At 60.4% G+C, this 20,164-nt stretch carries 18 protein-coding genes; 7 read left to right on the forward strand and 11 right to left on the reverse strand.

Annotated elements, in window-relative coordinates; translation table 11 throughout:
- Positions 1-8 precede the first annotated feature (8 nt).
- The 7 genes from I6L35_RS14035 to I6L35_RS14065 form a co-directional block, all read right to left on the reverse strand.
- Positions 9-773 carry an ABC transporter substrate-binding protein gene (locus I6L35_RS14035; RefSeq protein WP_216978497.1) on the reverse strand — a complete coding sequence of 255 codons (765 nt, stop codon included), beginning with the start codon at positions 771-773 and terminating at the stop codon, positions 9-11.
- 127 nt (positions 774-900) lie between these two features.
- Positions 901-1,647 carry an ABC transporter substrate-binding protein gene (locus I6L35_RS14040; RefSeq protein WP_216978498.1) on the reverse strand — a complete coding sequence of 249 codons (747 nt, stop codon included), beginning with the start codon at positions 1,645-1,647 and terminating at the stop codon, positions 901-903.
- Between the two features lie 71 nt (positions 1,648-1,718).
- A complete protein-coding gene (locus I6L35_RS14045; RefSeq protein WP_216978499.1) occupies positions 1,719-2,237 on the reverse strand; it encodes a GDYXXLXY domain-containing protein in 519 nt (172 codons plus the stop codon).
- Positions 2,234-3,238: a DUF4401 domain-containing protein gene (locus I6L35_RS14050; protein ID WP_216978500.1), complete on the reverse strand. Its 1,005-nt coding sequence runs from the start codon at positions 3,236-3,238 to the stop codon at positions 2,234-2,236. Before I6L35_RS14050 ends, I6L35_RS14045 begins: the two co-directional genes overlap by 4 nt.
- Positions 3,231-4,169 (reverse strand): DUF2157 domain-containing protein, encoded by a 939-nt coding sequence (locus tag I6L35_RS14055; RefSeq protein WP_216978501.1) that lies wholly within the window; start codon positions 4,167-4,169, stop codon positions 3,231-3,233. Before I6L35_RS14055 ends, I6L35_RS14050 begins: the two co-directional genes overlap by 8 nt.
- 164 nt (positions 4,170-4,333) lie before the next feature.
- Complete coding sequence (locus tag I6L35_RS14060) at positions 4,334-4,891, reverse strand: TMEM165/GDT1 family protein (RefSeq protein ID WP_005337386.1); 558 nt, start codon at positions 4,889-4,891, stop codon at positions 4,334-4,336.
- A 259-nt stretch (positions 4,892-5,150) separates the two neighbouring features.
- Positions 5,151-5,480 carry a translation initiation factor gene (locus I6L35_RS14065; RefSeq protein ID WP_139428489.1) on the reverse strand — a complete coding sequence of 110 codons (330 nt, stop codon included), beginning with the start codon at positions 5,478-5,480 and terminating at the stop codon, positions 5,151-5,153.
- Between the two features lie 119 nt (positions 5,481-5,599).
- Here I6L35_RS14065 and I6L35_RS14070 point away from each other — a divergent pair, with 119 nt between their 5' ends.
- The 3 genes from I6L35_RS14070 to I6L35_RS14080 all read left to right on the forward strand — a co-directional run bounded on the left by I6L35_RS14070 (position 5,600) and on the right by I6L35_RS14080 (position 8,465).
- Entirely contained in the window at positions 5,600-5,827 is a 228-nt protein-coding gene (locus I6L35_RS14070; RefSeq protein WP_005337384.1) for a FeoA family protein, read from the forward strand.
- 128 nt (positions 5,828-5,955) lie between these two features.
- Positions 5,956-8,229, forward strand: coding sequence for a Fe(2+) transporter permease subunit FeoB (gene feoB, locus I6L35_RS14075; RefSeq protein WP_216978502.1), 2,274 nt, complete (start codon positions 5,956-5,958; stop codon positions 8,227-8,229).
- The gene (locus I6L35_RS14080) at positions 8,226-8,465 is read left to right on the forward strand and encodes a FeoC-like transcriptional regulator (RefSeq protein WP_005350974.1); all 240 of its coding nucleotides are present in this window, start codon (positions 8,226-8,228) and stop codon (positions 8,463-8,465) included. The genes feoB and I6L35_RS14080 overlap by 4 nt, the downstream gene beginning before the upstream one ends.
- 94 nt (positions 8,466-8,559) lie before the next feature.
- Here I6L35_RS14080 and I6L35_RS14085 read toward each other — a convergent pair whose 3' ends face one another.
- Positions 8,560-9,210, reverse strand: a complete 651-nt coding sequence (locus tag I6L35_RS14085) for a DUF2913 family protein (protein ID WP_216978503.1) — start codon at positions 9,208-9,210, stop codon at positions 8,560-8,562.
- 98 nt (positions 9,211-9,308) lie between these two features.
- Positions 9,309-10,604 carry a DEAD/DEAH box helicase gene (locus I6L35_RS14090; RefSeq protein WP_216962145.1) on the reverse strand — a complete coding sequence of 432 codons (1,296 nt, stop codon included), beginning with the start codon at positions 10,602-10,604 and terminating at the stop codon, positions 9,309-9,311.
- Between the two features lie 287 nt (positions 10,605-10,891).
- Between I6L35_RS14090 and I6L35_RS14095 the strand changes: the two genes are divergently transcribed.
- The 4 genes from I6L35_RS14095 (at position 10,892) to I6L35_RS14110 (ending at position 14,053) form a co-directional block, all read left to right on the forward strand.
- The gene (locus I6L35_RS14095) at positions 10,892-11,470 is read left to right on the forward strand and encodes an O-methyltransferase (protein WP_216978504.1); all 579 of its coding nucleotides are present in this window, start codon (positions 10,892-10,894) and stop codon (positions 11,468-11,470) included.
- A 337-nt stretch (positions 11,471-11,807) separates the two neighbouring features.
- On the forward strand, positions 11,808-12,581 hold the full coding sequence (locus I6L35_RS14100) for an amino acid ABC transporter substrate-binding protein (protein ID WP_139441836.1): 774 nt from the start codon (positions 11,808-11,810) through the stop codon (positions 12,579-12,581).
- Positions 12,582-12,638: 57 nt separating this feature from the next.
- Positions 12,639-13,295 carry an amino acid ABC transporter permease gene (locus I6L35_RS14105; RefSeq protein ID WP_178378368.1) on the forward strand — a complete coding sequence of 219 codons (657 nt, stop codon included), beginning with the start codon at positions 12,639-12,641 and terminating at the stop codon, positions 13,293-13,295.
- Positions 13,292-14,053, forward strand: coding sequence for an amino acid ABC transporter ATP-binding protein (locus tag I6L35_RS14110; protein ID WP_216978505.1), 762 nt, complete (start codon positions 13,292-13,294; stop codon positions 14,051-14,053). The genes I6L35_RS14105 and I6L35_RS14110 overlap by 4 nt, the downstream gene beginning before the upstream one ends.
- A 140-nt stretch (positions 14,054-14,193) precedes the next feature.
- On the opposite strand, the gene I6L35_RS14115 is transcribed toward I6L35_RS14110, so the two are convergent.
- Together I6L35_RS14115 and gltB are read right to left on the reverse strand one after the other, a co-directional pair.
- Positions 14,194-15,609 (reverse strand): FAD-dependent oxidoreductase, encoded by a 1,416-nt coding sequence (locus I6L35_RS14115; protein ID WP_005346752.1) that lies wholly within the window; start codon positions 15,607-15,609, stop codon positions 14,194-14,196.
- A gap of 12 nt (positions 15,610-15,621) precedes the next feature.
- Positions 15,622-20,079: a glutamate synthase large subunit gene (gene gltB, locus I6L35_RS14120; RefSeq protein WP_216978506.1), complete on the reverse strand. Its 4,458-nt coding sequence runs from the start codon at positions 20,077-20,079 to the stop codon at positions 15,622-15,624.
- Between the last annotated feature and the right edge of the window lie 85 nt (positions 20,080-20,164).

Below are 20,164 nucleotides of genomic sequence, written 5' to 3' on the forward strand. Positions count from 1 at the left end.
GGTCGTGGCTATCCCGGCCCATGTGTTGGCTGCAGCGCCAGGTATTTGGCTTGCAGTTGCAAAAATTGAGGTGATGCCCGTGCTCTATCCAGAGCTTGTTGAAATCTGTCGATATCCCGGTCTGGCACCTGACGGCTAAAGGCGTAGCAGAGTGGCTTGCTATCGAGGATGAAGGCCACATTGAAGTCCTTAAGATCCAGATTGAGGTTCTTGAGGGTTTGGTAGCCGACCAGCTTGTTGGTGGCAAAGAGATGGGTGCGGCCCGATGCGAGCATTTTGGCTGCCTGGCTGAGACGGTTGGCCTCGACAAGGTTGCTCTCATCCAGACCCCTTTCCCGCAACAGCTGATTCGACACGGTCGAGCGTACCACCGCAATCTTGAAATTTTTTATTTGCTCGATGGAGGAAAGGTTCAATTTGTCAGCGGCGCGGCCAAGCAGTACAAAGTCCGAGTTGTCGATGGGACAAGCCCACTTGAAAAGCACCTCCCGCTCCGGTGTCCGGGCGGTGGCAAACAGCACGACATTGTGCTTGCTGTTCAACTCTTGATAGCCTCTGGCCCACGGCAGGATTCGTATTGGTTGGGGAGGCGTATTGCTGTATTGCCAGGTCATCCGCAGCAGTTCGACGGCAAGGCCGGTGGGCTGACCCTGTGCGTCACTGAAGTTAAAAGGCGGGGATATTTCTGTCTTGTATTCGAGAGAATCCAGGCCTGCCCATGCAAAACTGGTCCACAGGAGCAGCAAGATGTGGGAGAGATGCCATGTTCTCATGGGTGAGACCCTTCACTATATATCGACGATGCCAAACAGTGTGACGACTCGAGTGCACAATAGCCAGCCCCCTGACAGGTAGCGATCGTACGGTAAAAATGCTCAATCCTCGCCATCGGATGAAAGATCAGTGTATCGGCAGATATTTGGTCTGCAATTTCCGAAACTCCTCCGAGGCGAGGGCGCGGGTCAGGCCCTGCTGAAAGAGGGTGATCTCGCTGTCAGGCACCTGACGGCTGAAGGCGTAGCAGAGCTGCTCGGCGCTCAGCACCATGGCCACGTTGAAGTCGTCGCTGCTCAGCTTCAGTTCGCGGATGGCGTCATATCCCGCCAGCTTGCTGGTGGCGAGCAGGTCGGCGCGGCCGGAGAGCAGCATCTTCAACCCCTGCGACAGGCGGTTGGCCGGGATGATGTTGTTGTCATCCATGCCGTTGTTGAGCAGCAGCTGTTCGGCTGCATCCGAGCGCACCGCGCTGATCTTGTATTGGCTCATCTGATCGAAGGCGGTCAGGGTGATGTTCCGCGCTTTGCGGCCCAGCAGTATGTATTCCGAGTAGCCGATGGGGCAGACCCACTTGAAGAGATCCTCCCGCGCCTGGGTGCGGGCGGTGGAGAAGAGCACCACGTTGGGCTTCTGGGTTAGCAAGTAATAACCTCGCGCCCAGGGCAGGATGCGCAGCGGCTGGGGCGTCACGCCGCTGTGTTGCCAGATCATCTGCAGCAGATCGACCGCAAGCCCGGTGGGCTGGCCTTGCGGATCGCTGTAGTTGTAGGGGGGGTACTCTTCGGTGAGGTACTCGAGCTTGCCCAGATCAGCCCGGGCCGTCGAGGCCCAGCAGAGCAGCAACAGATGACAGATCAGCCATATCCTCATTGGGAACATCCTTAGCGATCAACCTTCCCTTGAGTGTGACCATGAACAGAGTAAATAGCCACTCACGGCCGTTACCAGCGGGCGCGGGTCTGCCCGATGGGCTGGTAGGCCTCATCCCGCAGCCCCACCAGCAGGGTCTTGCCATCCGCTTGCAGCCGGAACTCGCCGTAGCGGGCCGCTTCGTACTGCTCCCCCGTGCCCTCTTCAAAGAAGTAGGCATCGGGGCCGATTTGCCACTGCCGCTCGCTCTGGCGCACTTGCAATAGCCGCTCATCGCTGGCGAGCCGATCCGGTTTGCCAGCGGCCACCAGAGTGGCCACCTGATGGGCATCGAGGCGGATCACCAGGGTATCGCTGCCCTTGTCTTGATTAGCACGGGTGTCGCGGCTGGTCAGCTCGCGGGCAATTTCATAGTTGAGCCGCATGTAATCCCCCTGCATCAGGGAGCGGGGATCGACCGGAGCGAGCCGCAGCAGCACCACTTCGCCGCTGCTCATGGCGTGCTCATAGCGCCAGACGGTGGCATTGATGCCCGCCAGGATGGCGAGGCCGCTCAGCAACAGGGCGAGCTGTCGGGTCACAGGTTTCATGAATCGCTCCTTGCCGCGAAGGTGGTGAGCAGCTGGCGGGCACCCAGTAGCAGGATGCCGGAGCCCAGCAGCAGCCAGGATTTGGTCATCAGGGTGAGCCCCAGATCGTAGTAATAGAGCGAACCATAGCCGAGCAGCAGCAGGGCCGAGAGGGTCATCAGCCCCAGACTGCCGGCATAAAACCCGAGGATCAGCACCAGTGCGCCCGCCCCCATGCCGGGGATGATGGCGCTGATCAGCACCAGCGGCAGGCCAAACTGCAGGGGGAGCCTCAGCTTTACCATCACCGCCAGCAGCAGGGCGGCGCAGAGCAGGGGATTGAGCCAGAGCGGCAGGCGCGATAGCCCCAGTTCGTCCAGCATGCTGCTGCCGCCATCCCAGAGCGGATGGTGCAGACGGCCCAGCACCAGCAGGGAGAGGGCGAGCCCCAGCGTGATGGAGTGGTAGAGCTGGTGACGCTCTGGATCCCTATCTGCCCGCAGCCAGCAGAAGGTGATGGCCGCCATCACCAGCGGCAGCGCCAGCAGTTGCAGCCCGAGGCAGGCGAGGCCAAGGGTGAGCAGCAGGGCCGCCGCCACGCTGTGAAACAGCCGCACCAGCCAGTGATCGAACAGCACGGCGATGGCAAGGGAGAGCAGGCACAACCCAAACCAGAGCAGGGCGTGATGGAGATCCAGCTGATCGAGCAGGCCATAGAGCAGCCAGGCATCGGCCGCCAGGGTAAGGGCCAGCACGAACTGATCCCATAGATCGCCGCTTTGGCTGCGATTGAGGGCGTAGGCCCCCGCCAGCAGCACGGCCCCCAGCAGCAGGGCGCTGTTGGCCTCGCGGGTCAGCTGCTCGAAGGTGAGAAACAGGAAAAAGAGCAGGAACAGGGCGGCAATCCAGCCCACCAGCCCGAGCAGAAAGCGGCTCGACCAGTGGGGCTGGTTGTTGCGGGGCATCTCCCCCTCCACCAGATTGGCCTGTTGCAGCGCTTGCCAAAGGGTCAGATCACTCATGAGACCTCCGTTGTTGTTGCAGCCAGCGGGCGGCGGTGACAGAAAGGCCGATGGCAATCAGGCTCAGCAGCAAGAAGCCGTTGATGTCGGGCTCCATCCACTTGCCCAGCGCCGCGAGGATGACGGCAATCAGGCTGAGGCACCCCATGGCGAGTCCGGCGATAAATCTGTGATGCCAAAGGGCATAGGCGGCGGCCAGCCAGCCAAACCAGAGCGGCCACACCAGCGGGGAGGCGGCATCGAAGAGCGCCAGCAGGGTGAGCAGGGTGGCCCCCAGACCGGCAGCAAGGCCCGCCAGCCAGCTTGGCATCAGGCGCCAGCGGTTTGGCGCCAGCAGAAGCAGAGCCCAGAGGGCGGCGTTGAGCAGGGTAAGGCACCAGCCCAATCCCTCTTCATCGAAGGTAAAGAAGAACGTGAACAAACCGAGCCGCCAGTAGAGCACCAGCGCCAGCTGGCCGAGCAGCCAGCTTAAGGTCCAGAGCAGGGGACTTTGGCCAAATGCCGCCAGCGGCACCAGCATCAGCGCCCAGGTGGCGAACAGTTGCCAGGGATCGGCGCCGGTCTGGTAGGTTTGACCCACCAGCGCCAGCAGGGCGCCGATATTGAGGGCGATGGCGAGCAGCAGTGCCTGACGGGGGGTCTTCCCAAGGGGCTTGCGCCACAGCAGAAGCAGCATGGCGAGCAGCGGCGCCTCCAGCAGGGCGAGGCGGGAGACCCGGCCCAGCTCTTGCCAGTTGAAGGCGACGAAGAAGATGAGGCCAGCCCCGATACAGAGGGCGCCGAGCCAGAGCAGCAGCCGGTCAAACAGCCACTGCCAGCGCGCCGGATGGGGGGGGAGATCGGCGAGGGTGAGGGCGTCCGCCAGCTTCTCTGGCGCCAGCCGTCCCTGTTTGACCCATTCGAGAAGCGTCTCTCTTGATACGTTGTGCATGGGGGGACTCCACGAGGTTTGCCCCATTATGGCATGAGGCACCCGCAACCGTGCACTGCCCCTTGGCTCTACGGCTGGTGGTTGCGACAGCGGATTACGCAATAGACAAAGCTGCAAACAAAAAAGCCCTCCACAGGGGAGGGCTTGGTCAGCGGAAAAGGCGATCAGGCAAAGATCAGAGTGCTCACCCCGAGGCCGACGAAGAGGATGGCGCAGGCGATGCGGATCCCCTTGAGCGGCAGCTTGTCCGCCCCCAGCTTGCCGATCAGCACCACAGGCACGTTGGCCAGCATCATGCCGAGGGTGGTCCCAGTAATGACTTGTACCAGCGAGTCATACTTGGCGGCCAGCAGCACGGTGGCAATCTGGGTCTTGTCGCCAATCTCGGCGATGAAGAAGAGCACGAAGGTGGCCATAAAGGGGCCGTATTTATCCAGCGAGCTCTCCTCGTCATCCATCTTGTCCGGCACCAAAATCCAGATAGCCATGGCGATAAAGGCGATGGCGACCAGCCAGGTCATTATCTTGGGATCGAGCCAGCGGCTGATGAACTCACCAATCCAGGCGGCGCCCGCATGGTTGAGCAAGGTAGCCGCCAGCATGCCGGCGATGATGGGCCAGGGCTTGCGAAAACGGCAGATGAGCAGCAACGCCAACAGCTGGGTTTTATCGCCGATCTCGGCAATAGCGACGCTGAGGGTTGAGGTTAACAAGGCTTCCATAAAAATGACCGGGGGACGGAATTGTTATAAACCAAAGACAAGCCTGCGCCATCCGTCCCCGGTATTGGCACTGGCCCGTCAAAGGTCTTGTCAAATCCATGGCTGGCATGGATCACCCTGACCATGGTGATTTGGCACCAAGTATGTTGATCAGGGTCGCAAACCGGTATTCATGCAATGGATGGCACCGGCGTGCGAGACTACTCCCCCTCGATGGGAGCGGGCATTCTAGGGAAAAACCGCATGAGTGACAAGGGGATCAGCCACCCACCAGCTTGACGCTGAAACCGGCTTTCTCCAGCTCGGTTTTGATCAGGTCCCGTTTATCCCCCTGGATCTCGATCACTCCCTCCTTGATACCGCCTCCGGTGCCGCACTTTTTCTTGAGCAGGGTGGCCAGGGATTTTTGCTGATCGGCGGGTACGCCATGAATGGTGATCACCCCGGCGCCCTTGCGCCCTTTGGTCTCGCGGCGAATGCGCACGGTGCCGTCAGTGGGGAAGGGGGAGGCGGATTGGGGAGCGCTCTGCTCCTTGATCATGCCGCCATCTGTGCTGTAAACGAGGCGGCTGTTGTTGTCGTGATTCATGGCATTACTTTATGGGTTAGCTAAGCGGAGTTTGATTTTACTCAAATAAAAGTTGAAGACACAGCTTATAATGCCCCAAGTAAAAGAGAATTATTATTGTTTAACTTCAGGAGTCAGTCATGGTACTCACGCAGTTGTCACCGGGACAGAGTGCTCGCATCAAGAATATGAATCAGCTCGCCCGGCCGCTGCGCCGCAAACTGATGGTGATGGGCCTGTTGCCCCAGACTGAAGTCATTTATCTGCGCTCCGCCCCCCTGGGGGACCCGCTCCAGATCCAGTGCCAGGGGATCTGTCTCTCCATGCAAAAGAGTCTGGCCCAGCAAATAGAAGTCGAGCCGGTATAACCCCCTGTTCGGCTACCGCTTCGGTCAAGAAAGTCACCGGGAGCGGTTCAGAGACAAGAAGTCGAACCTGCAAAGCAGCTTGCCACTCGCACGCGGCGGGTTCAGAAGAAAATAGAGGTAGAGCTGGTATGAATTATTCCCTGGTAACGGTAGGTAACCCCAATAGCGGCAAGACCTCCCTGTTCAACGCCCTGACCGGCGCCCGCCAGCAGGTAGGCAACTGGAGTGGCGTCACCGTCGACAAGAAGATGGGTGAGTTCAGCGCGGGTGAGCATCACTTCAAGCTGATGGATCTGCCCGGCATCTATAGCCTGGCGGGTCAGGATGGCAGTCTGGACGAGCAGATCGCCAGCCGCTTTGCCCAGGGCCAACAACCCGACCTGCTGCTCAACGTCATCGACGCAGCCAATCTGGAGCGCTCCCTCTACCTCACGCTGCAACTGCGCGAACTGGGCCTGCCCATGGTGGTGGTGCTCAACAAGCTGGATATCCTGCAAAAGCGCCGCATCGTCATCGACGATAGCAAACTCGGCAAATCCCTCGGTTGCCCTGTAGTGGCCCTCTCTGCCCACAACAGCAAGCAGGTTGCCGCCTTCAAGCAGCAGATCCGGCAGTTTATCGGTCAGCCGCAAGCAGCCTTGCAACTCGATTACGGCCAAGAGTTTGAAACCGATCTGGCGGAGCTGGAGACCCTGCTCGCCCCGCATCACCTCACTACCCGTGGCCGCGCCCTGCGCCTGCTGGAAGAGGATGCGGTGATGCAGGAGACTCTGCTGCCCGGTCAGCAGGCGGCCGCCGCCAATGTGGTAGCTCGCGCTCATCAAGGGCAGGATATCGACCTGCAACTGGCGGATATTCGCTACGGCCATATCCACCAGTGGGTACAACAGGCTCGCCAGCAGAAGGGCAAGCTCACCGAGGCCCAGAGTGAGTGGCTGGATCGGGTGCTGCTCAATCGCTGGATTGGCATCCCCTTCTTCCTGTTTGTCATGTACCTGATGTTCATGTTCGCCATCAAGGTGGGCAGCGCCTTTATCGACTTCTTCGACATCATGGGCGGCGCCCTGTTTGTCGATGGGGTGCACCACCTGCTGGGGCTGATCAATGCCCCCGAATGGTTGGGCGCCATTCTGGCTGACGGCTTCGGGGTTGGTTTGCAGACCGTGGCCACCTTTATTCCGGTGATTGGTTGCCTCTATCTGTTCCTCGCGGTACTGGAGAGCTCCGGCTATCTGGCCCGCGCCGCCTTCGTGGTGGATGCCCTGATGCGCCGCCTCGGCCTGCCGGGCAAGGCGTTCGTGCCGATGCTGATGGGCTTTGGCTGTACCGTCCCCTCGGTGATGGCGACCCGTACCCTCAACTCCGAGCGGGAGCGGCTGATGACCTCCGCCATGGCCCCCTTCATGTCGTGCGGTGCCCGTCTGCCGGTTTACGCCCTGTTTGCGGTGGCCTTCTTCCCTGAATCAGGCCAGAACATGGTGTTCGGTCTCTACCTCATCGGTATTCTGGTGGCGGTGCTCACTGGCCTGCTGCTGCGCAATACCCTGCTGCCGGGCAAGAGCGACTCCATGGTGATGGAGATGCCGGATTACGAGTGGCCGCGTCCTGTCAACGTTGCCATCAAGACCTGGCAGAAGCTCAAATCCTTCGTCTTTGGCGCCGGTAAAACCATCGTGCTGGTGGTTGCCGTGCTGAGCGTGCTTAACTCCCTGGGTACCGATGGCAGCTTTGGCCATCAGGAGCAGGAGAGCTCGGTCCTGAGCAAGATCAGCCAGGCGGTGACCCCGGTGCTGCACCCCATCGGTGTGCGCGATGACAACTGGCAGGCTACGGTCGGTATCGTCACCGGTATCTTCGCCAAAGAGGCGGTGGTCGGTACCCTCAACAGCCTCTACGCCGGTGGTGGCGCAGATGAAGAGGAGGCGAGCGAGTTCTCGCTGGTGGCCAGCTTCCATGAGGCGATCGATGCCGTGGCAGCCAATCTGGCGGAGATCAACCCGAGCGACCCTATGGGGCTTGATGTTGGCAACCTCGACGACCAGAAAGCTGCCGCCGAGGCGCAGGAAGTGGATGTCTCCACCTACGGCAACATGCAGACCCACTTCGATGGGGCGGCTGGTGCCTTTGCCTACCTCTTGTTCGTGCTGCTCTACATGCCTTGCGCCGCCGCCATGGGTGCCCTGGTGCGGGAAACCGGTCGCCAGTGGGCCCTCTTTACCGCGGCCTGGTGCAACTATATGGCCTTTATGTGCGCCACCCTCTTCTATCAGGTGGCGACCTTCGCCGCTCACCCGGAGCAGAGCCTGTTCTGGATCGTCAGCTATGGCCTCTCTCTGGTACTGCTCTGGTGGGCCGGTCGCCGTCACGGTGACATCGTTGCCCGCAAGGTGGTGACCTTATGATCCTGCGCGAGCTGGGGGATTACCTCGCCGCGCAGCAGAAGGTGAGCCGGCGTGATCTGGCTCGCCACTTCCACACCTCGGAAGATGCGGTGGAGGCCATGCTCGGCGTCTGGATGCGCAAGGGGCGGGTCATCAAGCGTGAAAGCCGGGTCTGTGGTGGCAGTTGCTGCGGCAAGAGCGAAGAGGTGATGTTCGAGTGGTGTGACGCGGGCCAGATTGGCATCAAGATCCGCTAAACGACTACCCAACCTCATCATCAAACATCGAACAATAAAAAACGGCAGATCCTGCTCAAGGGTCTGCCGTTTTTATTGCTGAAGACAGGCGGGATCAGGCGCCTTGGCGAGCCTCGCTCAGCAGTGCCAGCGCCGGTTGGGCGTTGTCCGGCATCAGCCGGTAGGCCTTGTGGTGCTTGACCAGGGTGGTCTTCTTGTTGCCCTGGCTCAGCAGCAGGCCGTGCTTGAAGGCCGCCTCGGCCAGCACCTTCTCGTCACCGCGCACATAGAGGGTGAGGGGTTTGACAAGCTCACCGTCCTCGATATGGCCTGCATATTCGTTATGGCTTACCACCAGACTCGCCTGACCGCCCGATTGCAGGCGCAGCTTGGCGTTCACCTCGCTCTCGGTTAGCACCAGCCAGCCTGCCGCTGAGAGCTCCTCCAGCAGGGCAGCCAGCTTGGCCCCCAGTTGCTGCGGATTGGTCATGGCGCACTGGTATTGGAAGGCGATGCGCGCAAGCAATCCCTTGAGATCGGCGCCCGCACCCAGAGTGCGGCCAAGCTGCACCCAAGCTTTCAAATCTTCCATCACCAGACGGGAGAAGCGCTTCTCCTTGAGGGAGTCGGCCATCCAGGTGCAGAGAAAGTGGCTCTCTTGCGCCGGAGTGCGCTTGCCCGCCTTTTGCTCGGCGGTGCGGGCCAGTTCGGCCAGGCTTTGAGTGGCCATCTCGAGCAGGGCCTGATTGTAGGTCGGAGAGGTCATAAGCAATCCTTGAGTTGACCACCAGGGGTCAACACCGATGACAGAGATGGCAAAGGCGCCAGTGGCGCCTTTGCGGTTCAATAGAGCAACTGCCCGCCTTATTTCGGCTGACGGGGCTTCTTGGCTGCAGCCAGACGCTTGAGGCGCTGACCCTGCAGCTTGGCTTCGGCCATCACCTGGGCCACGGCGTTATCTTCACGCTGCGGACGCTTGCCGAAGCGGCGACGCTCCTGCAGCTGTTTGATCAGCTCGTCACGGCTGCTCACCTCATAGCCCGGTACCATGATGCGGCGGATCTTCTGGCCGATCAGGGCCTCGATCTCCAGCAGGGTACGCTCCTCTTCACGGCTGACGAAGGAGATGGCCATGCCGCGCTTGCCGGCACGACCGGTACGGCCGATGCGGTGCACGTAATCTTCCGCCAGGAACGGCAGATCATAGTTGACCACGTACTCCAGATCCGGAATGTCCAGACCACGGGCTGCCACCTCGGTGGCGACCAGTACCCGTATCTTGCCTTCCATGAATTCGCGCAGGGCGCGGCGACGGTTGCCCTGGGCCTTCTCGCCATGGACAACGGCGGACTTGATGCCGTCGAGGTTCAGCTCCTCGACCAGCACATCACAGCTCTCGCGGGTACTGGCGAACACCAGCACCTGCTGCCAGTTCTGCTTGCCAATCAGCTCGGAGAGCAGCTCGCGTTTGCGCTTCTGCTCGACCGGATAGACGGTGTGGCTGACGGTGTCGGCGGTGGAGTTCTGCTTGTTGACGCTGACGATCTGTGGGCGATCCAGCATCAGGTTGGCCAGCTTCTTCACCGCGTCGGAGAAGGTGGCGGAGAAGAGCAGGTTTTGACGGGTCTTGTTGACCGCTTGCAGGATCTTCTGCACATCGGCACTGAAGCCCATGTCGAGGATGCGATCCGCTTCATCCATCACCAGACACTCGACGCCGGAGAGGCTGAGGTTGCAGGCGGTGAGGTGCTCCAGCAGACGGCCCGGGGTGGCCACAATGATGTGAGCGCCCGCTTTGAGCTTCTTGGCCTGCACGTCCTGCTTGCCACCGCCGACGATGGTGATGGTGGTGATATCGAGATACTTGGCGAAGTCATTGATGTTGCTCGCCACCTGAGCCGCCAGCTCGCGGGTCGGGGTCAGGATCAGCACCCGGGCGTTGGAAGGCTGGACCGGCGCCGGATTGTCTACCAGACGCTGCAAGATGGGCAGGGCGAAGGCGGCGGTCTTGCCGGTACCGGTCTGGGCGCTGGCCAGCACATCGCGGCCACGGCGAATGGCCGGGATCGCCTGTTGCTGCACAGGGGTCATCTCCTGATAACCGCAATCTGAGACAGCACGCAAAATCTCGGGGGCAAAATCGAACGATTCAAATCTCATAATGGGTTCCTGTGTTCCAGCTGGGCTGTGTTTGGCTTGGTTAGCTCGGCATGAGCGAGACGGAGGTTGTAACCACCGACGGCTGCGCCTGACATCAAGTCAGAGAGTGAGCCGGAAAATGGCGGGCGCGAAGTGTAACAGATAGGCGTCACAAATTCTGCCTCAAATGGTTGTCCTTTTCTCATCCTTTGTGGTGTGAGTGGCGGTTGAAAGCAATCATTTGACTCCCAAATGCCAAGCTTGGAGGTGTGGGCTAACGGTTTTGGGCAAGGACGAAAGGGATATCGATGGAACTGGAACAGTTAAAACGCCAGCTGGAGCAGCTTGGCGAGCGCAATGACAGCATGCAGCAGGCTCGACACCGCAAGCTGCTCAATATCAGCCGCGACACGGGGGAGTTGCTGTCAGTATTGGTGCAGACCCGTGGGGCGCAGGCGGTGCTGGAGATTGGCACCTCCAATGGTTACTCCACACTCTGGCTGGCAGAAGCGGTGCGTCGGCTGGAGGGGCACGTGACCACCATTGAGCTGGATGAGGATAAGCGCGTGCTGGCCCATGACAACTTTCAGAGGGCAGGGCTGGCCCCCTGGGTAACCTTGCTGGCAGGGGATGCAGGCGAGCTGTTACCGACCTTGCCGCAAGGCGGCTATCAGCTCATCTTCCTCGATTCGGATCGTCAGCACTACCGGGCATGGTGGCCGCAGATCCGCCGCCTGCTGGCACCCCGTGGCCTGCTGGTGGTCGATAACGCCATCTCCCATCGCAGCGAGATGGTGGAGTGGATGAACGAGGTCGGGCAGGATCCGGCCTTTGCCACCTCGCTGGTGCCGGTCGGCAAGGGGGAGTGGCTGGTGGTGCGTTTGTAACAAGGTGATGGCCTGGATTTGGTATCGGGCTGGCAGTGTATGTTTATTCATGATGAATAAACAGTGTGTCCCGCAATCAGTAGCGAATGCGGGACTGCTTTTTCGTTATTCATTATTTCACTTAACATCTTCATATTTCATGGTTTGGTAACGGGAACCTTCGCGTTATTTTTTGCTGGTGCCGCCAAGTGCAATCGTTTATTGACTGTCATCGTATATGTGGCGTGAGCCGATTAAATGGTGCTGGTAGCAGTAGGATTCAAAATAATAATTGCATGGTAATCCGGATTATCGTTGGCAAGCGTGCTGGATGTTTACAAATATAACGAGGTGAATAATGAAAAAACTGCACTCCCTGTTTTTGCTGGCAGCCCTTCCACTGGCTTTGATGACATCGGCGCAAGCCGAGTCCAGCCTCGCCGCTATCCAGAGTGCCGGTGCGATCAAAATCGGCACTGAAGGCGCCTATCCTCCGTTCACCTATCACGACAAGAGCGGCAAGCTGGTCGGCTTTGATGTGGAGATTGGCGAGCTGATTGCAAAAGGCCTTGGGGTGAAGCCGGAGTTTGTCGAAGGCAAGTGGGATGGTCTCATCGCCGGGGTGGATGCCAAGCGCTACGATCTGGTGCTCAACGAAGTGGCCATCACCCCGGAGCGGCTGAAAAAGTATGATTTTTCAGATCCCTACATCACCTCCAAAGCGGTGATCGTGGTGCACAGCGATAATCACAGCATCAACAGCTTTGCGGATCTGAAGGGTAAGAAATCATCCCAGTCCCTGACTAGCAACTTTGCTCAGCTGGCGAAATCCTCGGGCGCCGAGGTGGTCGCCACCGAGGGCTTCAACCAGTCACTACAGCTGGTGCTGACCGGGCGAGTGGATGCCACCATCAATGACAGCCTCTCGTTCCTCGACTTCAAGAAACAGAAACCGGATGCCAAATTGAGGGTGGCGGCGACCGAGGCGAAGGGGGATCAATCGGCAGTGTTGCTCGCCAAGGGACAGCCGGAATTGCTGGCCGCTATCAATCAGGCACTGCGCACTGCCAAACAGGATGGTAGCTACCAGAAAATATCTCTTAAGTATTTTGGTACTGATGTCTCGCAATAATATTGCCGGAAAATAATAACTAGCGAGGTAATTAACGTGCCAGCCTGGTTGCAGTTAATGATCGACTCTTTTTGGCCCCTGCTTAGAGCGGGGCTTATTTTTACCGTGCCACTGACCCTGATCACCTTTGTCTTGGGAATATTGCTCGGCTTGCTGGTGGCGCTGGCCAGATTATATGGCCCGACACCATTGGTGGCACTGGTTCGTTTTTATGTCTGGCTTATTCGTGGTACGCCGCTGCTGGTGCAGCTCTTTCTGATTTTCTATGGCTTGCCGAGTGCTGGCATTGTGCTGGATGCCTTCACCGCCGCGGTGATCGGGTTCACCCTCAACATCGGCGCCTACAGCTCTGAGATCATCCGCGCTACTCTCGCGGCGATCCCGAAAGGGCAGTGGGATGCAGCCTATTCGATTGGCATGAACTGGCCCCAGGTGATGTGGCGGGTGATCCTGCCGCAGGCGGCGCGCATTGCGGTGCCACCGCTTTCCAACACCTTTATTTCGCTGGTGAAGGACACCTCGTTGGCGGCGGCAGTGACCGTGCCTGAGCTGTTTCAGGCGGCCCAGCGGCTCGCCTCTGTCACCTATGAGCCGCTGATCCTTTACATAGAGACGGCCATCATCTACCTGCTGTTTAGCTCGGTGCTCTCCACCTTGCAAGACCGGCTGGAGCGCAAGTTGACCCACAAAGAGACCCGGGAGGTCGCCCTATGATCCGGTTGCGTGGTATCGAGAAGCAGTTTGGCGGGCAGCGGGTGCTCAAGGGGATCGATCTTGCCATGGTGGCGGGCAGTGTGACCGCCCTGATTGGCCCCTCCGGCAGTGGCAAGAGCACCCTGTTGCGCTGTGTCAATATGCTGGAGCGGCCGGATGCGGGGCACCTGGTGCTGGGGGGGGGCGAACTCGATTTTTCTCACCATCTGCCTCGCCAGAGCGTGCAGGCATTGCGCCAGCAGACCGGCATGGTGTTCCAGAATTTCCAGCTGTTCCCGCATATGACGGTGCTGGAAAACGTTATTGAGGGATTGGTGACCGTGTTGAAGTGGCCAAGAGCGAAAGCGGAGGTGCGAGGCTTGCAACTGCTCGACAAGGTGGGGCTCAGGCACAAGGCCGAGGCGGTGCCTGCCACCCTCTCCGGTGGCCAGCAGCAGCGGGTTGCCATTGCGAGGGCGCTGGCGCCATCGCCCAAGGTACTGCTCTGTGATGAACCCACCTCGGCGCTGGATCCCGAGCTTGCCCAGGAGGTGGTGACCGTGCTGCGCCAGCTGGCCCGCGAGGGAACCACCATGCTGATTGCTACCCACGATCTGCGGCTGGCAGCCCAGATAGCGCAGCAGGTGATCTTTCTGGAGGCGGGTGAGGTGGTGGAAGCAGGCAGCGCACGCCAGATGTTCACCACTCCCAAGCGGGCGCGTACCTTCGAGTACATCTCCACCCTCACCGAGCGGTTGCCGGAGAGCTGGAGCATCTAGCCGCTCCCCGGACGGGAGTGATAGGTGACAAGTCGCCAGCGAGAACTCCTAGCCTTAAATTCCGAGCCTTAAATTCCTAGCCTCAAAAGAAGAGCCCCGCACTGGCGGGGCTCTGTTTGGGTTGACTGCGGAAGTGCAGGTTAGACCGCCAGATAGTCCATGATCCCTTCGGCGGCTTTGCGCCCTTCGTAGATGGCGGTCACCACCAGATCGGAGCCACGCACGGCGTCGCCACCGGCGAACACCTTGGGATTGCTGGTCTGGAAGGCATACTCCGCCTGTTCGCGGGCCTTGATGCGATCCCGGTTGTCGAGCTCGATGCCAAACTCCGCCATCCAGGGTTGGGGGTTGGGTTGGAAGCCAAACGCCATCACCACCGCATCGGCAGCCAGCACTTGCTCGGAGCCCTCGATGACCACCGGGTTGCGGCGGCCATTGGCATCAGGTTCACCCAGCTCGGTGCTCACTACCTTGATGCCGACGGTGCGACCGCTGGCATCCAGCTCGACCGCCACCGGTTGCAGGTTGAACATGAACTCAACCCCCTCCTCGCGGGCGTTTTTCACCTCCCGCTTGGAGCCCGGCATGTTCTCCTCGTCGCGGCGATAGGCACAGATCACCTTGGCGGCGCCTTGACGGATAGCGGTACGCACGCAGTCCATGGCGGTATCACCACCGCCCAGTACCACCACCTGCTTGCCGGCGAAGTCGATGTAGTCGGCTTGTGCCTTCTCGAAGCCCAGCAAGCGGTTGGCGTTGGCGATGAGGTAGGGCAGGGCATCATAGACTCCCGGCGCCTCTTCGTTGGCAAAGCCACCCTTCATGTACTTGTAGGTGCCGACCCCGAGGAAGACCGCATCGAACTCGCCGAGCAGGTCGGCGAAGGTGATGTCCTTGCCCACTTCGGTCTCGAGACGAAACTCCACGCCCATCCCCTGGAATATCTCGCGGCGACGCTGCATCACCTCTTTTTCCAGCTTGAAGGAGGGGATGCCAAAGGTGAGCAGGCCGCCGATCTCCGGATATTTGTCAAACACCACCGGGGTGACGCCATTGCGTGCCAGCACGTCGGCACAGGCGAGACCCGCCGGGCCGGCGCCAATAACGGCGACCCGCTTGCCGGTCTTGACCACGTTCGAGAGATCGGGCTTCCAGCCCATCTCGAACGCCTTGTCGGTGATGTACTTTTCGATGTTGCCGATGGTCACCGCGCCGAAGCGATCGTTGAGGGTGCAGGAGCCCTCGCACAGGCGATCCTGCGGGCAGACCCGACCGCACACTTCCGGCAGGCTGTTGGTCTGGTGGGAGAGCTCCACCGCCTCAAGAATGCGCCCCTCTTTGGCCAGTTTCAGCCAGTTGGGGATGTAGTTGTGGACCGGACACTTCCACTCGCAATAGGGGTTGCCGCACTCGAGGCAGCGATCCGCCTGCATCTGTACCTGCGGCTGATTGAAGGACTCGTAGATCTCCACAAACTGGATTTTGCGGATCTTGAGCGGCTTCTTGGGCGGGTCGACCCGCTGCACATCGATAAACTGAAATACGTTCTGGCTCATAGGGTTCCCTCCTTATTGCGCCTGGATTCTGAGTTCTGCACTGGAACGGCTGGTGTGACCCAGCAGCGATTTCACGTCGCTGGACTTGGGTTTGATCAGCCTGAACTTGGGCACATAGGAGTCGAAGTTGGCCAGGATCTCCTCGGCGCGCGAGCTGCCGGTCTCATTGAGGTGCGCCGTGATGATGCCGCGCAGGTGCTCCTGATGGATGGCGAGATCCGCCACGTCCAGCAGTTCCACAAGCTCGGGGTTGGTGCGCTTGGCGAAGTTGCCGCACTCGTCGAGCACGTAGGCAAAGCCGCCGGTCATGCCCGCCGCGAAGTTGACGCCGGTCTGACCGAGCACGGTGACGATGCCGCCGGTCATATATTCACAACCGTTGTCGCCAATCCCCTCGACCACCGCCAAGGCGCCGGAGTTGCGCACCGCGAAACGCTCGCCGGCAGTGCCCGCGGCGTAGAGTTTGCCGCCAGTGGCGCCGTAGAGGCAGGTGTTGCCGATGATGGCCGCTTCATGGGATTTGAACGCCACGCCGACATGGGGCTTGATCACCAGCTTGCCGCCGGTCATCCCCTTGCCCACGTAGTCGTTGGCATCGCCGGTGAGGATCATCTCAAGGCCACCTGCGTTCCAGACGCCGAAGCTCTGGCCTGCGGTGCCGTTGAAGTGCACTTTGACCGGATCCGCCGCCATTCCCTGATTGCCGTGACGTTTGACAATCTCGCCCGAGAGGCGCGCACCCACCGAGCGGTCGGTGTTGCGAATGTCGTAGCGGAACTCGCCACCGCTTGAGGTTTCCACCGCTTCCAGCAGATCTTCCACCATTTTCAGGTTGAGCGGCCCCTTGTCGAAGGTGGGGTTGTGCTGCTGGCTGAAGAGGCTGGAACCTGCCGGTGCTACCGGACGGGCCAGAATGCCAGAGAGATCCAGCTTGGCCTGACGAGCGGTGAGGCCGGGCAGGGCTTCCAGCAGATCGGTGCGGCCAATCAGGTCGGTCAGCTGGGTGACGCCGAGCTGGGCCATCAGCTCGCGGGTCTCTTCGGCGATGAACTTGAAGTAGTTCATCACCATCTCCGGCAGGCCGGTAAAGTGCTCGCGACGCAGCTTCTCATCCTGAGTGGCAACGCCGGTGGCGCAGTTGTTCAGGTGGCAAATACGCAGGTATTTGCAACCGAGCGCCACCATGGGGCCGGTGCCAAAGCCGAAGCTCTCGGCGCCGAGGATGGCCGCCTTGATGATGTCGAGGCCGGTTTTGAGACCACCATCCACCTGCAGCCGCACCTTATGGCGCAGACCGTTGGCGACCAGCGCCTGTTGGGTCTCGGCCAGACCCAGCTCCCACGGGGAGCCGGCATATTTGACCGAGGTGAGGGGGCTCGCGCCAGTGCCACCGTCATAACCGGAGATGGTGATGAAGTCGGCATAGGCCTTGGCCACGCCGCAGGCAATGGTGCCAACGCCGGGTTCGGAGACCAGTTTCACCGACACCAGACAGCTCGGGTTGATCTGCTTGATATCGAAGATGAGCTGGGCCAGATCCTCGATGGAGTAAATGTCGTGATGCGGCGGCGGTGAAATCAGGGTCACGCCGGGCACGGAATAACGCAGCTGGGCGATCTGGGCGGTGACCTTGTCACCGGGCAGCTGGCCACCCTCGCCGGGCTTGGCACCCTGCGCCACCTTGATCTGCACTACATCGGCGTTCATCAGGTAGTGGGGGGTGACACCGAATCGGCCGGAAGCCACCTGCTTGATGCGGGAGTTCTTCTCGGTACCGAAGCGCTTGGGATCCTCGCCCCCTTCACCGGAGTTGCTCTGACCGCCGAGGCGGTTCATGGCGACAGCCAGCGCCTCGTGGGCTTCAGGGCCGAGGGCGCCGATGGACATGGCGGCGGAGTCGAAGCGGGGGAACAGCTTGTCGGCTGGCTCAACCTGATCCAGCGCGACCGGATTGTCGACTTTTTTCAGGGCCAGCAGATCGCGCAGGGTGGCAACCGGGCGCTCGTTCACCAGACGGGCGTACTCCTTGTAATCGGCATAGTTGCCGGAGCGCACCGCGGTTTGCAGGGTCTGCACCACATCCGGGTTGTAGGTGTGGTACTCGCCGCCGTGGACGAACTTGAGCAGGCCGCCATGGGGGAGGGGCTTGCGCACCAGCCATGCCTGACGGGCCAGATTGTGCTGATCCTGCTGGATGTCGGCAAAATCGGCACCCTGAATACGGCTCGATACGCCGCGGAAGCAGGTATCGACCACCGATTTGGCCAGACCCACTGCTTCAAACAGCTGGGAGCAGCGGTAGCTGGCGACCGTGCTGATGCCCATCTTGGACATCACCTTGTAGAGCCCCTTGTTGATGCCGTTGCGATAGTTGACCATCGCCTGGCGCAGGGACATGGTGAGCACGCCCTCTTCAACCTGTTTGGCCAGGGTTTCGTAGGCTAGATAGGGGTAGATGGCGGTCGCGCCAAAGCCCAGCAGCACCGAGAAGTGGTGCGGGTCACGGCAGCTTGCAGTTTCCACCAGAATGTTGGCGTCGCAGCGCAGGTTGTTGTCCACCAGGGTACGCTGTACTGCACCCACCGCCATGGCGGCCGGGATCGGCAGGGTGTCGGCGCTGATGTCGCGATCCGACAGCACCAGTAGTACGGTGCCACTCTTGGCTGCGGCTTTGGCCTCATCGCAGATGCGCACGATGGCTGCTTCCAGCCCCTCTTCTGGCTTGAAGTTGAGGCTGATCACCTGATGACGGTAGTACTCACCTTCCAGTGCCAGCAGCTGGTGGAAGTCGGAGTAGAGCAGGATCGGTGACTGGAACAGCACCCGGTGGGCGTGGCCGAAGGTCTCGTTGAAGACGTTCTGCTCGCGACCGATACAGGTGGCCAGCGACATGACGTGGTTCTCACGCAGCGGATCGATGGGCGGGTTGGTCACCTGTGCAAACATCTGGCGGAAGTAGTCATAGAGGGTACGCGGGCCGGAGGAGAGCACCGCCATCGGGGTATCATCCCCCATGGAGCCCACCGCCTCCTGACCATTTTCACCGAGAACCCGGATGATCTGATCCAGCTCCTCGAAGGAGTAGCCAAACAGCTTCTGATAGGTTTTCAGCTGGTCGTCGGAGAACTCGCGGCTACCGGTCTGGCTGTCGTCCATCTGCTCGAAGGGGACCAGTCGGCGGCAGTGTTTATCCATCCACTGCTTGTAGGTGTGACGGTTCTTGAGGTCGTCATCGATCTCGAAGCTGGTCCACACCTTGCCGTTGCTGGTATCCACCACGAACAGCTCGCCAGGGCCGACCCGGCCCTTCTCCAGCACTTCGTCCGGGGTATAGTCCCAGGTGCCGACCTCGGAGGCGAGGGTGATGAACTTGTCCTTGGTGATGACGTAGCGGGCCGGACGCAGACCGTTGCGATCAAGTGCGCAGGTGGCGTAGCGACCGTCGGTCATGACGATACCGGCCGGGCCGTCCCACGGCTCCATGTGCATGGAGTTGAAGTCGTAGAAGGCGCGCAGGTCATCATCCATGTTCGGATGTTTTTGCCATGCTGGCGGGATCAACAGGCGCATGGCGCGGAACAGGTCCATGCCACCGGCGAGGAAGAGATCCAGCATGTTGTCGAGGCTGGAGGAGTCAGAGCCGGTGGTGTTGACGAAGGGGGCCGCTTCCTGCAAATCGGGGATCAGCGGCGTGGCAAACTTGTAGCTGCGCGCCTTGGCCCACTGGCGGTTGCCGGCGATGGTGTTGATCTCGCCGTTGTGGGCCAGATAGCGAAACGGCTGCGCCAGCGGCCAGCGCGGGCTGGTGTTGGTGGAGAAACGCTGGTGGAAGACGCAGATGGCCGCCTGCATACGGATGTCGGCGAGATCCAGATAGAAGCGCGGCAAGTCCACCGGCATGCACAGTCCTTTATAGACGGTGACCAGATTGGAGAGGCTGACCACATAGAAGTAGTCGTCGTTGACGCGCTTTTCGATGCGGCGGCGCACGATATAGAGGCGGCGCTCGAGATCCTTGTCGACCCAGCCGGGCGGGGCGTTGACAAAGACCTGTTCAATGCTGGGCAGGGAGGCTTTGGCGATGGTACCGAGTACGTTGGTATCGACAGGCACCTTGCGCCAGCCGACCAGACTCAGGGTCTCTTTTTCCAGCTCTTCGTCGATGATGTCGCGGGTCTGCTGGGCCAATACGGGGTCAGGGTTGAGAAACAGCATGCCGACCGCATAGTTGCGGCCAAGGTGCCATCCCTTCTCCTCGGCGACAGCTCTGAAGAAGCTGTCCGGTTTTTGCAGCAGCAGACCGCAACCATCGCCGGTCTTGCCATCGGCGGAGATCCCGCCGCGGTGCTGCATGCGAGCCAATGCTGACATCGCGAGACGGACAAGCTTGTGGCTGGCTTCCCCTTCCATGTGGGCCAACAGGCCGAAGCCACAGTTATCCCTCTCCAGCTTTGGATCATATAGTGACATTGCATTTCTCCCTTGCTCGGCCTTGTATCGCACAGTCATCACCTGACTGCATAAATTGCGATTGGCTCTTGTGGTTCCGTCTGCC

Origin of the sequence: Aeromonas sp. FDAARGOS 1405 (assembly GCF_019048265.1) — a bacterium.
Classification (GTDB): domain Bacteria; phylum Pseudomonadota; class Gammaproteobacteria; order Enterobacterales; family Aeromonadaceae; genus Aeromonas; species Aeromonas veronii_A.